The following is a 15,388-nucleotide window of genomic DNA, read 5'->3' as shown; positions in this document are numbered from 1 at the left end:
ACAACGGACCAATGACCACGGACTATTCGTAGCGGAGCGCGTCGATGGGGTTGAGCCGGGCGGCTTTGTACGCCGGGTACACGCCAAAGACGAGCGCGATGACCGTCACGCCAACGACGCCCATCATCGCCCACGCCCACGGGAACGTCGGGCGGAGGTCGAAGGTGAAGGCGAGCACATTCCCGCCGACGACCCCGAGCAGGATGCCGAGCAGGCCGCCGATCTGGCACAGGAAGACGGCTTCGAGCAGGAACTGCCGGAGCACGTCTTGCCGCGTCGCCCCGAGCGCCTTGCGGATGCCGATCTCCTTCGTCCGCTCGGTCACGCTCACGAGCATGATGTTCATGATCCCGATGCCAGCGGCGAGGAGCGCGATCAGCCCGATCCCCGCGCCGCCGAGCGTGAGGTACTGCGTGAACGACTCCATCGGCCCCTTCAGCGCGTCGTTCGTCACCACGTCGAAGTTGTTCTCGTCCTGCGGCCGGACCTTGCGGATCACGCGGAGGTGGCCCGTGATCTCGTCGATCGTGGCCTGCAACATCTGCGGACTGGGCGCGCGGACGTCGTACGAGATGTTGCGGTCGGGCTCGCCGTAGACGGCGAACAGCCGCGTGATCGGGGCCATCACGTGGTTGTCGGGCGAGTCGCCGAGGAAGGCTCCCTTCTCTTTGAAGGTGCCGACGACGCGGTAGCGCCGCCCTGCGATCCGCACCGTCTTGCCGACGGCCTGCTCGACGTCGAACAGCCGCTTTACGATCGGCGAGCCGAGCACGACGACGGCGCGGGCGTAGCGGACGTCGTCCTCCGTAATGAACCTGCCCTCTTCGATCTCGAAACCGTTGTTGACGGCCCAGTCCTGATTGACGCCGCGCAGGCCCACCGTCGGGTCCGTCTCCTCCCCGCCGTAGCTCACCCGCGTTCGGTCGAACGACCCGTCGGGCGCGATCGAGAGCGGGAGCTGGGCGCGGCGGCGGAGCATCTCCATGTCCTCGTACGTGAGGTCCGGCCGGTTGCGGAGGCTGCGGTCGCGCGGGCCGATCGAGAAGCCGCCGCCGACTTTGGAGACGTAGAACGTGTTCGCGCCCATCCCCCGGAACGTGTCGTTGAAGTAGACCTCGATCACCTGCACCGCCGTCACGGCCGCGATCACCGAGAACACGCCGATCACGATGCCGAGGAGCGTCAGCATGCTCCGGAGCTTGTTGCTGCGGAGCGACTCCCACGCCATGCGGAGGTATTCGAAGAGGAGCACGAGATGTTTGGGGTTTGAGGTTTGGGGATGTGGGTGAGCGACTCAGAACCTCAGACCCACAGCCTCAGACTTATTCGTAGCGGAGGGCATCGATGGGGCGGCTGCGAGCGGCGGCCCACGCCGGGATGAACCCGAAGAGGATGCCGATGCCGACGCAGATCCCGAAGGCGAGCACGACGGTCCCCGGCGAGAGCACGGCCGTGAACACGAGGTTGATGAGGTAGGTGATGCCCGTCGAGATCAGCACGCCGATGAGCCCGCCGATCATGCACACGATGATAGCTTCGAGCAGGAACTGCGTGAGGATCGCCCGCCGCGACGCCCCGACGGCTTTGCGGATCCCGATCTCGCGGGTCCGCTCGCGCACGCTCACGAACATGATGTTCATCACGCCGATGCCGCCGACGAGGAGCGCGAGCCCAGTGAGGAAGAGCCCGACGCCGTAGATCGCCCCCTTCACCCCGGCAATCTGCGTCTCGAACGCATCTTGTCGGTTGATGGCGAAGTTGTCCTCCTCCATCGGGTCGAGCTGGCGCGCCGTCCGCACGATGCCCGTCAGCTCGTCGCGGGCCGCCTCCATGTTCTCGGCGGCGTCCACTTTCACCTCGATCGAGATCTGGCGCCACTCGCTCAGCCCGAACGCCTTCTCGAAGGCCGAGAGCGGCATGAGCACCTGGTTGTCGAACGAGATCAACCCGAGGAACTTGCCCTGCTCCTCGAGCACGCCGATCACCTCGAAGCGCGTCCCTCCGACGCGGATCCGCTTGCCGATGGGTGACTCGTTGAAGAACAGCGCCTCGGCCACCTCCTGCCCGATGATGCAGACGTTGCGCGCCGCGCGCTGCTCGGTCTCGCCGAAGAATCGCCCCGCGCTGAGGTCGAGGTTGTTGATCTCGGCGATGTCGGGCGTGGAGGCGCGGACGAAGACGGTCGAGAGCTGCCGGTCCTCGTACTGCACGCCGCGGACGGTGCCCGTCGTCGGGGCCACGGCGACGGCGTAACGCGAGTGCTGCCGGATGCGCTCGGCGACGTCCTGCGTGATGGCCGGGCGGTTTGTGTACTTCCACCAGTCGTTCTCGAACGTCTGCGGCTGCTTGCTCACCGAGAGCACGTTCGTCCCGAGCATCGCCATCGAGCGGTCGAGCCCGCGCTCGATCCCGTTGATGGTGGTGAACATCGCCGTCACCGAGACGATGCCGATGATGATGCCGAGCGTGGTGAGGATGGCGCGGAGCCGGTTGGCCCAGATCGCGCGGACGGCGATGCGGAGGCCTTCGACGAATTCGAGGAGCGCGGCGGGCAACGGTCGGGGGGCCGGAGGAAAGGGCGACGGATGCGACCACGTACGAGCGAGGCGAACGGGAGTTGCGCGGGCGAGCATACCGCGCACCGTCGACCGCGCGCCGTCAGGGATGGGTCACGTCGATCGCCTTGTAGCCGTGCCGCCGGTAAACGAGGAAGTCGCCGTCCACCGTCATGACTTCGCAGTTCGGGCGCTGCTCGGCCATCCTCACGAGGCAGGCGTCGGCGAAGTCCGTCGGCCGGTTGGCGTACTTCGCCATCAGCGCGGCCACGTTCGCCTCATCCCCGCGCAAACTGTACGCGATCTACAGCACCCCCGCCTCCAACAGCCCGAGTACCCGCGCCACCCCGTTGTGCTGGCGCTGAGCCAGATGACACGACTCCGTGATGACCGCTTCGCAAGTGAGGAACGACGGGGATCGGTCGAACTGCTCCGCCGCCCAGCCGTGGTGCCGGTCGTCGGGGTCGAGATACGCTACGATCAACCCGGTGTCGGCGATGAGAGATCGGCTCATGAGAGCGAGCTTTCGCCGAGGTCTTTCAGGTAATCCTTGTTGCTCGACAGGTCGCTCAGGCCGCTGCCCGGCCCGATCAGGTGCTTGGCTTTGTCGTGCGCGCTGAGCGGCCTCGGTGGCGGGGCGACCGGGTCGGAGCTACGCAGCTCGTCCAGTCCGACGTACGCTCGGCGGCGCTCGCTGTCGGGGAGGTCGGCGATGGCGGCGATAATTTCTTTGACGCTCATGGCTGTCGGAGTCTGTCGATGATGGGGCGGCCCTTCGCCCGAACGTGATGCCAGCCATCGTCCCTGAGGATTCGGACGGCCTCGCGCCTACTCGATGTGACCTACAGTGCTTTCTCGAACCGGATGCGGTAGTCCTGGTACGTCGCGTTGTAGCCCGCGGCGGTGACCTCGAAGCCCTCGCGGAGGCCGAGGACGGTCATGCCGGGATGCATGTTCGGGAACGTGTCGTAGGCGAAGCGCGGGTAGCCGAGCCGCCGCACCTCCGCCTCCATCGCGTGGAGCAGCGCCCGCGCCACCCCGCGCCCGCGCCACGGCTCCAACACGCCGCCCTTCGCGCTGTAAAACGTCGTCCGCGTCAGCCCGTAGCCGACTTTGAACCCGACGGGCTCGCCGCCGACGGAGGCCAGAAACATCAGCAAGTCCCGCCGGTCGAGTTGATTGATGACGCGCGCCTCGCCGAACACGGTGTGGTTCAGCCGCTGGATCGTCGGGAGGGACGCCATCCCCACGAGGTCGATCTGAATGGTGTCGGTGGTGGTCTGCACGGCAGCGGGCGGCGGGACGGGAGCGGTGGACGCCGGTAGCATACAAACGGTTCGGCTAAAACGGGAGCCCGTCGCTCGTGTCGCGGCGCGCGGGCGGGAGGCGTGGCGGCGCGGGCGCTTCGAGTACAGCGGGCTCGCTGTCTTCGTCCTCAGCGAGCGTCCACGGCTCCAGCAGCTTCTCGGGCACATCCGCGAGGAAACGACTCGGGTTCGTGAAGAAGTCGCCGCTCCGGCGCTGGTACTGCACGGTCGGGTAGCTCACGAAGAGGTTCGTCTCGGCCCGCGTGAGAGCGACGTAGAGCAGGCGCAGTTCCTCGTCGAGCTCGGCATCGTCTTTCACGGCGTACTGGCTCGGGAGGATGCCGTCGAGCGCCTGGATCAAAAAGACGGTGTCGAACTCCAGCCCCTTGGCGCTGTGGATCGTCGAGAGGATGAGCGGCGGCTCGTCTTTGTGCGTGCCCTCCACGTCCGTCGCCGTGAGGTCGATGGGGTCGAGCGCGAGCGATTCGAGGAAGGTGGCGCGCGAGCCTTGCCCTTCGGCGATCCCGGCGAAGCTCTCCAGGTCCTGCGCCCGCTTCCCGAAGTCCTCGAAGTAGACCCGCTCCAGGAGCGGCTGGTAATACTGGAGGAGGAGTTCGATCTGCGCGGGGAGCGTGACGCCGGCGGCGCGCATCCGCTGGAGCGTCTCGCCCAAGTGGCGGACGCGCTCGGCGTAGCGCGGCGAGACGGCCGGGGCGTCGAGCGCGAACGGGTCGTCGGCCGCCAGCACCCAGTCGACGAGTTCGCGCGCCGTCTTCGGCCCGATGCCCTCAATCAGCTTCAGCACACGGTTCCACGCGACGACGTCGAGCGGATTCTCCGCCACGCGGAGGTGCGCGACCACGTCTTTGATGTGCGCCGCCTCGGTCAGCTTCAGCCCGCCGAACTTCACGAACGGGATCCGTCGCCGGTCGAGCTCGACTTCGAGGTCGTACGAGTTGTAGCCGCTGCGAAAGAGGACGGCCATCCGGTTCAGCGCGGTCCCCTCCTCGCGCAGTTGGAGCAGGAGCTGGCACACGAACCGGCTCTGCCAGCGGTCGTCGGGCGCGGCGACGAGCGCGGGCTTCTCGCCACCCTCGCGCTCGGTGTACAGTTCCTTCTCGTACTTCCGCTTCGCGCGGCGGAGGACGTGGTTGGCGAGGTCGAGGATGGGCTGCGTCGAGCGGTAGTTCTGCTCCAGCTTGTAGAGCCGCGTGCCGGGGAAGACCTCGGGGAAGGCGAGGATGTTGCCCACATCCGCGCCGCGAAAGCGGTAGATGCTCTGCGCGTCGTCGCCGACGGCGGTGACATTCCCGTGCACGCTCGCGAAGAGTTCGACGAGCCGGGCCTGCAGCCGGTTCGTGTCCTGGTACTCGTCGACGAGTACGTACCGGCACGCGCCCGCAACCTTCGCCCGTACGGCGTCGTCGCTCTCCAAAAGGCGGACGGTGAGGGCGAGGAGGTCGTCATAGTCCACGAGCCCGTGCCGTCGCTTGTAGTCGGTGAAGGCACGGCCGAGGTCTTCGATCTCGTCGAGGTGGATGAGGAACTGCGGGTACGTCTGTTCGAGCACGTCCGCGAGGTCGAGACTGCGATTCGCGGCGGCGGAGTAGATGCCCTGCAGCGTGCGCTTCTTCGGGAACCGCTTCTTCGAGAGGTGCAGCCCGCGCTCGGACCGCAGCACGTCGATCACATCCGCGGCGTCGACGGCGTCGAGGATCGTGAAGTTCTTCGGGTAGCCCACCGCCTCGGCCCAGCGGCGGAGGATCTGGAGGCAGAAGGCGTGGAACGTCCCGCCGCGCACGCGCTCGCAGCGACCGTCGAGGAGGAGCGCGGCGCGGCCGAGCATCTCGCGTGCGGCGCGGCGCGTGAACGTCAGCAGCAGGATGCCCTCGGGCGGCGTCCCCGTCTCGATGAGGTAGGCCACGCGGTAGACGAGCGTGCGCGTCTTCCCCGTCCCCGCGCCCGCCACGATCAGCACCGGCCCGTCGCCCGCCGTCGCCGCCGCGTGCTGCTGCTCGTTGAGTTCGCCCGCGTAGTCGATCGTCAGGGTCGACGGGGCGGCGAGCTCGGGCTCTTTCTTGAGAACGAAACGGCGGGCCACGGGCGGGACGAGGGTGTGGGAGACGAACGAGAATCGGAAGGTACGCGCGGTCTGGACCCCGCAAACAGTGGCCCGGCACGACTGGGAAACAGACCGAACTTAACGCGTTACGGCGGGGCGAACAGCGACCGCTCTCGCCCGCGTCTCCGGCCTGTCTTCGCTTGCGAAGGGGGAGGGCCGCGGGTATATTGGCGGCGCACACCCGAGCGGGTCGGCGCGGCGGCAGACACAGAGCCACCGCCCCCGTTTATGCCCTCCGGCATCGGGTGCCACCGGACAGATCACCACGCACAGCAGGCGCGGCCATGGGGAAGGTTATCGCGGTAGCGAACCAGAAAGGCGGGGTCGGGAAAACCACGACCGCCGTGAACCTCGCCTCGTCCCTCGCGGCTACGGAGCACCCCACGCTGCTCCTCGACATCGACCCACAGGCTAACGGCACGTCCGCCGTCGGCGTGGACCAGCGCGCCGTCGAGCTCTCGACGTACGAGGTCCTCACGGGCGACACCTCGCTCGAAGACGCCGTCTGCCAGACGGAGATGCCGTTCCTCGACGTCGTCCCGAGCCACATCAACCTCGTCGGCGCGGAGATCGAGATGATCGACGTGATGGAGCGCGAGCGCGTGCTGAAGCGGGCCATCACGAACGCCCGCCGGAAGTACGACTTCGTCGTTATCGACTGCCCGCCGTCGCTCGGCCTCCTCACGCTCAACGCCCTCACCGCTGCCGACTCGGTCGTGATCCCCGTGCAGTGCGAGTACTTCGCGCTCGAAGGGCTCGGCCAGTTGCTCAACACGGTGAAGATCGTCCGCCAGCACCTCAACCCCGGTCTTGAGATCGAAGGCGTGCTCCTGACGATGTACGACTCGCGGCTGCGCCTCTCGAAGCAGGTCGCCGCCGAGGTCCGCCGCTACTTCGGCGACAAGGTGTTCAAGACCGTCATCCAGCGGAACGTCCGGCTCAGCGAGGCCCCGAGCTTCGGCAAGCCGGTGCTGCTCTACGAGGCGACCTCGATCGGCGCGCGCAACTACATCGGCCTCGCCAAAGAGGTGATCACCGCGAACAAGACGTACCTCCAGCAAGAGGAGGCGGGGGCGCGGCGCCCGAACGGCCCCGTCGCAGCGGGCCTGCGCGCGGGGAACGGCACGGCGGCGCACCCGACGGCCGGCCCCGTCGTCCCGGCGGTCGTGCCGCAGCCCAGCGGTGACCTCGACTCCGTCCTCCACTCCGACTCCCCCTCGCGGTAACGCGACCCGCTCCCCCCGGCTCACTCTCTACCCCCATGGCGACGAAGAAAGCAGCGCTCGGCAAAGGACTCAGCGCGTTGCTCCCCTCCACCTCGGAGCGGAGCGAGGACGCGCGCGAAGGCCAGGCCTCCGGCCCGAAGCTCTACAACTTCGAGGACCGCGTCCGCCTGCTCGGCCGCGTCGCCGAGCTCGATGTGGAGGCGATCCGGCCGAACCCGTACCAGCCGCGCGAGACGTTCAACGAGCAGGCCCTCGACGAGCTCGCCGCGTCGATCAGCCAGCTCGGCATCATCCAGCCGATCACCGTCCGCTCCCTCGGCGACAGCCGGTTCGAGATCATCTCGGGCGAGCGCCGCCTCCGTGCCGCTAAGCGCGCCGGGCTCACGCGTGTGCCGGCCTACGTCCGCGAGGCCGACACCGAGGCGATGCTGGAGATGGCGATCGTCGAGAACATCCAGCGCGAGAACCTCAACCCCGTCGAGGTGGCCCTCGGCTACTTCCGCCTCATCGACGAGTGCGGGCTGACGCAGGAGGAGGTCGCCAAGAAGGTCAGCAAGAACCGCTCGACGGTGGCGAACACGCTCCGCCTCCTCCGCCTCCCGCCGCCCGTCCTCGCCTCGCTCCGCGACGGCACGCTGACGTCGGGCCACGCTCGGATGCTCGTCTCGATCGAGGACGACGACGCCCAGCTCGAGCTCTACCGCGAGATCGTGGCCAACGAGCTTTCCGTCCGGCAGGTGGAGCAGCTCATCCGCGAGTACCGCAAGCGGCTCGACGCCGCCGACGCCCCGGCCGAGGACGCCGTCGAGAATGCCACCGAGGCCGTGACGACGCCCAGCCGCGACGCCCTCCAGCTCCGCGAGTTCACGGGGGCTCTCCGCGACCGGCTGAGCACGCAGGTCAAGATCCGCCACAAGGACAGCGGGAGCGGCAAGATCGAGATCGAGTACTACTCGCAGGACGACCTCGAGCGTGTCCTCGACCTCCTGCTGGAGCGGTAGGGTGCGCCGCGCGGCGCTGCTGCTGACCCTGGCCCTCTGCCACGCGGCTGCGGCGCAGCCCGTCACCGCGCCGGATACGGTCGCCACGTCGCCCGTGGTCGTGGGCACGACAGAGGCGCTGCCGCCCCTCGCCCCACTTCCGCTCGCGCCGAAGACCGCGCTCCGGCGCAGCCTGCTCGTCCCCGGCTGGGGCCAGGTCTCGAACGGCGATTACGTCAGAGCGGGCGTAGCCGTGGCCGCGGTCAGCGGGCTCGTCACGCTCGCCGTCGTCAACCACGTGCGGACCGTGCGCTACCGCCGCGCCGCCATCTACGCCGACTGCGACACCGGCACGACCGTGCCGCCCGGCACGTGCGACGGCTTCGAGCAGTTCGAGGACGAGTGGATCGCGATCGGGATGCTGCCCGCCGCGTCGAGCCGGGCGCTCCGCGACGCCAGCCGCCGCGACCGCGACTTCTCGATCCTGCTCTCCGGCCTCGCCTACGCCCTCCAAGCGCTCGACGCCTATGTCAGCGCCCACCTCGCCGACTTCGACGTGAGCGAGGACCTGTCGATCCATCTCGCCCCGACGCCGACCGGCGCGACGGCCTCGCTGCGATGGAATTTCTGACGCTGCGCCTGCCCGCAAGGTAGAGACGCCCCGGCGGGGCATATCTACGGCGGTCCATCGGGAGCCAACGGGCGGGCTAGCGCGTAGGCCGATCGCTCCTCTCCCCTCTCTCCTCTCGCTGTGGCTCGCATCCTCTACGCGCTCAACGGGCAGGGCCGCGGCCATACGTCCCGCGCGCTCGGCGTCGCCCACACCCTCCGCCAGCGCGGACACGACGTCCTCTTCTGCTGCGGTGCCGACGCCGCCGACCGCCTACGCCGGCAGGGCGAATTCGTGCTCGACGTCCCCGCCCCCGCCGAACTCGTCCGCGGCAACCGCGTCCGCCTCCTCGCGACGGCGTGGCAGAACGCGCCGCTCGCCGTCCGCACGCCCGAGATTGTGGAGGCCCTCACCGAGCGGATCGACGACCTCGACCCCGACCTCGTCGTGGCCGACTTCGAGCCGTTCGCCCCGCGCGCGGCCCGGCGGCTCGGCCTTCCGGTCGTGGCGCTCAGCCACCAGCAGATTCTAACCGAGACGCGCTGCCACGTCCCGTTACGTTACGCCGCGAGCGCCGCGCTCACCCGGCTCGGTATCGGCGTGATGGCTCCGCGCGGGCTGTTCGACCGCGTCGTCGTGCCGTCGTTTTTCTTTCCGCCGCATCGGGCGGGCAGCGACGCCGCGCTCGTCCCGCCGATCCTCCGGCCCGACGTGCTCGACGCCGCGCCGCGTCGGGGCGCGCACCTCCTCGTCTACGTCAACCACCCCGAGGGCTCCGACCGCCTGCTCGACGTGTTGCGCCGCGTGGACGCGCCGTTCGTGGTCTACAACGTGCCCGCGCCCGCAGACTCAGCAGCCTACCCGAACCTCACCTTCCGCGCAGCGTCGCGCCGGGGGTTCGTCGACGACCTCGCGGCGTGCCGCGCCGTCGTCAGCACGGCCGGGTTCACCCTCCTCTCCGAAGCGCTCCACCTCGGTAAGCCCGTGCTCGCAGCGCCGAACCGGGGGTTCTTCGAGCAAGCCGTCAACGCCCTCTACCTCCGCCGCTCCGGGCGGGGCGATGCCGTGCTCGGCCGCCTCACCGCACCGGCGATCGAGCGGTTTCTGCGTGTGCTGCCTCCCGTCGCAGGGGGCGGGCCGCTCGGGAACGCCCTCGCCGCCGATCACATTGAAGCGGTCTGCCCGCGCCGCACCTTCGCTCTCGCCTCGTGAAGGCACTCGCGCGGCCCAACGGCACGCTTCCGAACGGGTGGAAGCGTTTCACTATATTTTGCCGGGCGCGTCCGGTGCCGCGCCGTAGCTTCGCAAAGATCGTGCGGCCGGAAGACTTTAGCGACCTGGAGAGCGCCTATGACGTTGCCTGATTTCACGGGGGGACCCCGACGTGTGGAGACGGATGTGGAGAAATCCGCCGCCGCCGAGCGGGCGGCCGAGCGCAACAGCCGCTCCATCTTCGACAAGACCCGCCGGTTCTTCGATCCGGACAACGACTACGCCCAGGTCAAAGCCGCCGATCTCTACCCCTACTTCCGCCCCATCGAGGTGGCGGAGGGCACGCGGGCCGTCATCCGCGGGCACGAGGTCATTATGGCCGGGTCGAACAACTACCTCGGCCTGACGAACCACCCGCGCGTCGTCGAAGCCGCGCAGCAGGCGATTGCCGACTACGGAACGGGCTGCACCGGCAGCCGCTTCCTCAACGGCACGCTCGACCTCCACCTGGAGTTGGAGCAACGCCTCGCCGAGTTCATGGGGAAGGACGCCTGCGTCCTCTTCTCGACGGGCTACATGACGAACCAGGGCGTCATCCAGAGCGTCGCGTCGAAGGGCGACCTGATCTTCTCGGACAAGGACAACCACGCCTGCATCGTCGCCGGCACGCAGGCCAGCCTCGCCGAGACTGTCCGGTACCGCCACGACAACATGCGCCACCTCCGGCTCCTCCTCGAGAAGTACGCCGAGGAGCGGCCCGACGCCGGCAAGATCATCGTCACCGACGGCGTGTTCTCGATGAACGGGACGCTCGCCAAAGTGCCCGAGTTGGTCGACCTCGCGAACGAGTTCGGCGCAGCGCTCATGCTCGACGACGCGCACGCGATCGGCGTCGTCGGCGAGGGCGGGCGCGGCTCGGCCAGCGCCTTCGGGCTGATGGACGAAGTGGACCTCGTGACGGGCACGTTCTCGAAGAGCTTCGCCTCGCTCGGCGGCTTCGCCGTCGGCTCCGAGTCCGTCACCGAATACATCCGCCACTCGGCCAGCACCCACATCTTCAGCGCCTCGATGCCTCCGGCGAACGTGGCGACGGTCCTCGCCTGCCTCGACATCCTGATCGAGGAGCCCGAGCGGCTCGCTCGCCTCGACGAGATCTCGAACTACATGCGCGCCGGCTTCCGCGACCTCGGCTTCAACGTGTGGACGAGCCAGACGCCGATCATCCCCGTCGTCGTCGGCGACATGATGACGTGCTTCCAGTTCTGGCACGACCTCCTCGACGAGGGCGTGTTCGTCAACGCCGTCGTCCCGCCCGCCGTGCCGAAGGGGCAGGCCCTCATGCGGACGAGCTACATGGCGACGCACACGAACGAGGAGCTCGACTTCATCCTCGACGCGTTCAAGCGCATCGGCCTCCGCTACGGCGTCATCGGCGCGAACGGCAGCAACGGCGTCAATGGGCACCACGACGACTGACCGCCTCACGCCACCGTTTCCCGTAGGGGCGCAGCGTGCTGTGCCCCTACGTCGTTTCTTGTAGCCCCTCATCCACCGCGCCCCCTATGAGCGAAGCCGATACCGCCTCCCGCGCCACCGTCCGGCCTGTATCGTCCAACAGCGACAAACGCCGGTTCATCGACTTCCCGTACCGCCACTACGCGGAGAACCGGCACTGGATCGCCCCGCTACGGATGGACCAGGCAAAGGTGCTCGACCCGAAGAAGAACCCGTTCTTCGAGCACGGCGAGATCCAGCTTTTCCTGGCGGAAGATGCGGGCGGCGAGGTCGTCGGCCGCATCGCTGCGATCGTCAACGGGATGCACCTGAAGAAGTACGCCGACAACAACGCGTTCTTCGGCTTCTTCGAATCGGTCGACGACTACGCCGTGGCCGAGGCGCTCCTCGACGCGGCGACGGGCTGGCTGCGCGAGCGCGGCTACACCGGCGTGCGCGGCCCCGTCAACCCGTCGATGAACGACACGGCAGGGCTGCTCGTCGAGGGATTCGACCGCGAGCCGTCGATCCTGATGCCGTACAACCCGCCGTACTACGTCGACTTCCTCCAGCGCTACGGGTTCGAGCGGGCGATGACAATGTGGGCGTACTACGTCCACGAGGCCTACGTCAACAAAGACAAGCTGCGGCGCGGGGCCGAGATCGTGATGCGGCGGAACCCCGGCCTGAGCCTCCGCACGCTCGACGTGGACCGGTTCTGGGAGGACGCCGACGCCATCCTGCGGATCTACAACGAGGCGTGGTCGCAGAACTGGGGCCATGTCCCGATGACGGAGCACGAGTTCAAGCACCTCGCCAAAGACCTCAAACAGGTCATCGAGCCCGAACTGGTGTACATCCTCGAAATGGAGGGCGAACCCGTCGCCTTCGCCATCTCGATCCCAAACCTCAACCAGGCGCTCCGCCACGTCCCGAGCGGTCGGCTCTTCCCACTCGGCCTGCCGAAGCTGCTGGCCTACGCCAAGCTCGGCGCGGTCTACGAGATCCGGCTCCCGCTGATGGGCGTGCTCCCCGAATACCACGGCCGCGGCTTCGACGCGATCCTCGTGGACGCCACGATCCAGAACGGGCTCGAAGCCGGCTACGACGCCTGCGAGATGAGCTGGGTGCTCGACGTGAACATGCCGCTCGTCAACTCCCTCGACAAGCTCGGCGCCGTCCGCGACAAGGAGTACGCGATGATGGAGAAAGCGCTGTGACGATGCTCGACGTATCCGCCGTCCGCTTCGTCTACTTCGACCTCGACGACACGCTCCTCGACCACCGCGCCGCCGAGCGGGAGGCCCTCGCCGATTGCTGCTCGACGTTCGCCACCCACTTCGACGGGCACGCCCTCGCGCACGTGCAGGAGACCTACCACGCGCACAACGTCCCGCTCTGGCGACGCTACGCCGCCGGCGAGATCGGCCGCGACGACGTGCAGCGCCTCCGCTTCGAGCGGCTCCATGCCGCGCTCGAGCTCGACGGACTCGACGCCGCCCACCTCGGCGAGACCTACCTCGACCGCTACGCCGCGCATTGGCGCTGGACCGACGGCGCCGGAGCCGCCTTTCACGCCGTCGCCGACCGCTTCCCTGTCGGCCTCCTCACGAACGGCTTTGCGGACGTGCAGCACGCCAAGCTCGACCGCTTTCCCGTACTCCGCGAGCGGTCCGACGCCGTCGTCATCAGCGAGGAGGTCGGCGTGATGAAGCCGCATCCGGCGATCTTCGCGCACGCGGCCGACGTTGCCGGGGTCGAGCCCGGCGCGATCCTCTACATCGGCGACTCGCTGCACTCGGACGTGGAGGGCGGGCGCGGCGCGGGCTGGCAGGTCGCGTGGTACGGCGGCGACCCCGCGCGCTCGGAGGCGTTCGTGTTCGCCGAGTGGACGGCGCTGGTCGACGCGCTCCTCGGCTAGAGCCCGAGTTGGTGCAGGAAGATCGAGAGCGCGTCGGGGTAGACGAGGAGGGTCAGGAGGACGCCGCCGAGCGCGCCGCCGAGGTGCGCCTCGTGCGCGATCCGCCCGCCGCCCTGCTGCGAGGCGTAGATCGAGCCGACGACGTAGAGCACGGCGAAGAGGATCGCCGGCATCGGGATGATGAACATCACCCCGAGCATCGCGAACGGCTGGAACAGGCAGAACGAGAACAGCACGCCCGAAATCGCCCCCGACGCGCCGACGGCCGAGTACGCCGGGTTGTCCTTGTGCTTGGCCAGCGTCAGCATGTTCGCCGCGATCTCGGAGCCGAAGTAGATCGCCAGAAACTTCGCCGGCCCGAGCAGGCCCTCGATCCACGGCCCGAAGAAGTAGAGCGTGATCATGTTGAAGGCGAGGTGGGCGAGGCCGACATGGACGAACCCCGCCGTGAGCGCGCGCCAGTACTCCCCGCGCAGGAACTGGTACGGCTTGAACGACCACCGGTCCAGGAGGGACGGGTCGCTCGTCATCGTGTACACGCCGATGAGCACGTTGATGACGAGGAGGATGAGGGTGACGGGCGATTCGAGAAACATTGGGCAGAGGTGGAGAAACGGGCGGGCCGCGACGGAGCGGCGGCCGGGGCGAGTGGGCGTTGTATCCGGCATCCGCCGCGCGGTTCTGCCCCACCGGCACGGGCCGGACCGAACAGGCGGGCCGAGCGGACAGGGGCACGATTCGGCGGCACTCCGTACCGCGTTCGTAGTCTAACTTATCGGCCTGCGGAGGAACCCGCGCCCCGGTATCCTCCGTGTCACCGTGCCCCCGCTCCAGGCAACGACTCGCCCCCGACGCGCTATGCCCCGACCGCTCCACGCCCTCCTCTCGCTTGCCCTCGCCGCCGCGCTCATGCCCGGCTGCGCACAGGACGAACCGCCGGTCGACCCCGCCGCCGCGCTCGTCGGCACGTGGGAGATCACGGGCGAGGCTGGCACGCTCAACCGCAACGGCCAGCTCTACGTCTTCGCCGAGAACGGCAGCCTCCAGATCACGCGCCCGCGCCCGCTCGGGCCCGCCTCGACGATCAACGCCGCCTACGACTTCATCGACGACTCGACGCTCCAGATCCGCTCGCAGTTCGACGCCGAGAACCTCATCCCGGTCGTACGCGGCGACACCCTCCTCCTCCGCCCGCTCGGCACGGGCGAGCCGATGCTGCTCGTCCGCCTCGTGGACGCCCCGCCGGTGCCGCCCGCGCCGCCGCCGCCGCCGCCCGACTCCGTCTACTCGCCGCCGTTGGACGCGCCGCTCGATGAGCTGCCGCCCGCCCAGCCGCCCGCCCAGCCGCCCGCTCCGTAACGCCGCCTGCTTCGTATTGCCTACCCAACGCCCAGCCCAATGCGCATCCTGACCACTTCCCTCTTCACCGCCCTCTTCCTCGCCGCCTGCGCCAGCGAACCCGCCGAGCCCGACGCGCTCACGATCGACCCCGACGCCTCCGGGCCCGAAGTGCCGACCGCGCCGCAAGAGATCATCGAGGGCGCCGACGATCTCCTCGGGCAGTGGGTCATCACGGAGCAGGCTGGCACCGCGCCCGAGGACCTCTACTTCGTAACGTTCACGCGCGAGGGCGACTACATCGTCCAAAACGAAGCGGGCTCCACCAATCGCTCCACCTTCCGCCTCGCCGGGGATAACCTCATCGCCGTCGAGGACAGCGCCGAAACCCGGCGCTTCGCCTACGACGTGGACGGGATCACCCTCACGCTGACGGTGCCCGGCACCGAGACGCGGACGATCCTCGAACGCCGCGACGGCATCTAGAGCGTGTTATGAACTCAGGTAAGTCGAACCCAGCGAGCGCGTTCAGATCGCGTCCCTCCCCCTCGGAGGGGGAGGACAGGTGGGGGTCCGCCTCGCTCGACGCGACCGCATCGGGCTCCTCGAACGCTGCGGACCCC

General features: G+C 68.6%; 17 protein-coding genes. 9 read left to right on the top strand and 8 right to left on the bottom strand.

What is annotated here, in order from left to right; all coding sequences use genetic code 11:
• Positions 1-22: 22 nt before the first annotated feature.
• The 7 genes from ABJF88_18970 to ABJF88_18940 form a co-directional block, all read right to left on the bottom strand.
• Positions 23-1,252 carry an ABC transporter permease gene (locus ABJF88_18970; protein MEP0549024.1) on the bottom strand — a complete coding sequence of 410 codons (1,230 nt, stop codon included), beginning with the start codon at positions 1,250-1,252 and terminating at the stop codon, positions 23-25.
• A gap of 70 nt (positions 1,253-1,322) precedes the next feature.
• Positions 1,323-2,555: an ABC transporter permease gene (locus ABJF88_18965; GenBank protein MEP0549023.1), complete on the bottom strand. Its 1,233-nt coding sequence runs from the start codon at positions 2,553-2,555 to the stop codon at positions 1,323-1,325.
• Between the two features lie 103 nt (positions 2,556-2,658).
• Complete coding sequence (locus ABJF88_18960; protein ID MEP0549022.1) at positions 2,659-2,847, bottom strand: hypothetical protein; 189 nt, start codon at positions 2,845-2,847, stop codon at positions 2,659-2,661.
• A 12-nt stretch (positions 2,848-2,859) separates the two neighbouring features.
• On the bottom strand, positions 2,860-3,069 hold the full coding sequence (locus tag ABJF88_18955) for a hypothetical protein (GenBank protein ID MEP0549021.1): 210 nt from the start codon (positions 3,067-3,069) through the stop codon (positions 2,860-2,862).
• Positions 3,066-3,296 carry a hypothetical protein gene (locus ABJF88_18950; GenBank protein ID MEP0549020.1) on the bottom strand — a complete coding sequence of 77 codons (231 nt, stop codon included), beginning with the start codon at positions 3,294-3,296 and terminating at the stop codon, positions 3,066-3,068. Before ABJF88_18950 ends, ABJF88_18955 begins: the two co-directional genes overlap by 4 nt.
• A 101-nt stretch (positions 3,297-3,397) precedes the next feature.
• Positions 3,398-3,883: a GNAT family N-acetyltransferase gene (locus ABJF88_18945; GenBank protein ID MEP0549019.1), complete on the bottom strand. Its 486-nt coding sequence runs from the start codon at positions 3,881-3,883 to the stop codon at positions 3,398-3,400.
• A 13-nt stretch (positions 3,884-3,896) separates the two neighbouring features.
• Positions 3,897-5,963, bottom strand: a complete 2,067-nt coding sequence (locus ABJF88_18940) for an ATP-dependent helicase (protein ID MEP0549018.1) — start codon at positions 5,961-5,963, stop codon at positions 3,897-3,899.
• A 305-nt stretch (positions 5,964-6,268) separates the two neighbouring features.
• Here ABJF88_18940 and ABJF88_18935 point away from each other — a divergent pair, with 305 nt between their 5' ends.
• The 7 genes from ABJF88_18935 (at position 6,269) to ABJF88_18905 (ending at position 13,427) form a co-directional block, all read left to right on the top strand.
• Positions 6,269-7,210 carry an AAA family ATPase gene (locus ABJF88_18935; protein MEP0549017.1) on the top strand — a complete coding sequence of 314 codons (942 nt, stop codon included), beginning with the start codon at positions 6,269-6,271 and terminating at the stop codon, positions 7,208-7,210.
• A 35-nt stretch (positions 7,211-7,245) separates the two neighbouring features.
• Positions 7,246-8,211: a ParB/RepB/Spo0J family partition protein gene (locus tag ABJF88_18930; protein MEP0549016.1), complete on the top strand. Its 966-nt coding sequence runs from the start codon at positions 7,246-7,248 to the stop codon at positions 8,209-8,211.
• A complete protein-coding gene (locus ABJF88_18925; protein MEP0549015.1) occupies positions 8,183-8,821 on the top strand; it encodes a DUF5683 domain-containing protein in 639 nt (212 codons plus the stop codon). The genes ABJF88_18930 and ABJF88_18925 overlap by 29 nt, the downstream gene beginning before the upstream one ends.
• Before the next feature lie 120 nt (positions 8,822-8,941).
• Positions 8,942-10,012 carry a glycosyltransferase family protein gene (locus tag ABJF88_18920; GenBank protein ID MEP0549014.1) on the top strand — a complete coding sequence of 357 codons (1,071 nt, stop codon included), beginning with the start codon at positions 8,942-8,944 and terminating at the stop codon, positions 10,010-10,012.
• Between the two features lie 186 nt (positions 10,013-10,198).
• Entirely contained in the window at positions 10,199-11,488 is a 1,290-nt protein-coding gene (locus ABJF88_18915; protein MEP0549013.1) for a pyridoxal phosphate-dependent aminotransferase family protein, read from the top strand.
• 86 nt (positions 11,489-11,574) lie between these two features.
• A complete protein-coding gene (locus ABJF88_18910) occupies positions 11,575-12,726 on the top strand; it encodes a hypothetical protein (GenBank protein ID MEP0549012.1) in 1,152 nt (383 codons plus the stop codon).
• Positions 12,727-12,728: 2 nt separating this feature from the next.
• On the top strand, positions 12,729-13,427 hold the full coding sequence (locus ABJF88_18905) for an HAD family hydrolase (protein MEP0549011.1): 699 nt from the start codon (positions 12,729-12,731) through the stop codon (positions 13,425-13,427).
• Here the strand turns inward: ABJF88_18905 and ABJF88_18900 are convergent.
• Positions 13,424-14,095, bottom strand: a complete 672-nt coding sequence (locus ABJF88_18900; GenBank protein ID MEP0549010.1) for a rhomboid family intramembrane serine protease — start codon at positions 14,093-14,095, stop codon at positions 13,424-13,426. The genes ABJF88_18905 and ABJF88_18900 overlap by 4 nt on opposite strands.
• 190 nt (positions 14,096-14,285) lie before the next feature.
• Here ABJF88_18900 and ABJF88_18895 point away from each other — a divergent pair, with 190 nt between their 5' ends.
• A complete protein-coding gene (locus ABJF88_18895) occupies positions 14,286-14,786 on the top strand; it encodes a hypothetical protein (protein MEP0549009.1) in 501 nt (166 codons plus the stop codon).
• Positions 14,787-14,825: 39 nt separating this feature from the next.
• Positions 14,826-15,251, top strand: coding sequence for a hypothetical protein (locus ABJF88_18890; GenBank protein ID MEP0549008.1), 426 nt, complete (start codon positions 14,826-14,828; stop codon positions 15,249-15,251).
• Positions 15,252-15,388 lie beyond the last annotated feature (137 nt).

Source organism: Rhodothermales bacterium, assembly GCA_039944855.1.
Classification (GTDB): domain Bacteria; phylum Bacteroidota; class Rhodothermia; order Rhodothermales; family JANQRZ01; genus JBBSMX01.
This window is presented reverse-complemented; position numbering and strand designations above follow the sequence as displayed.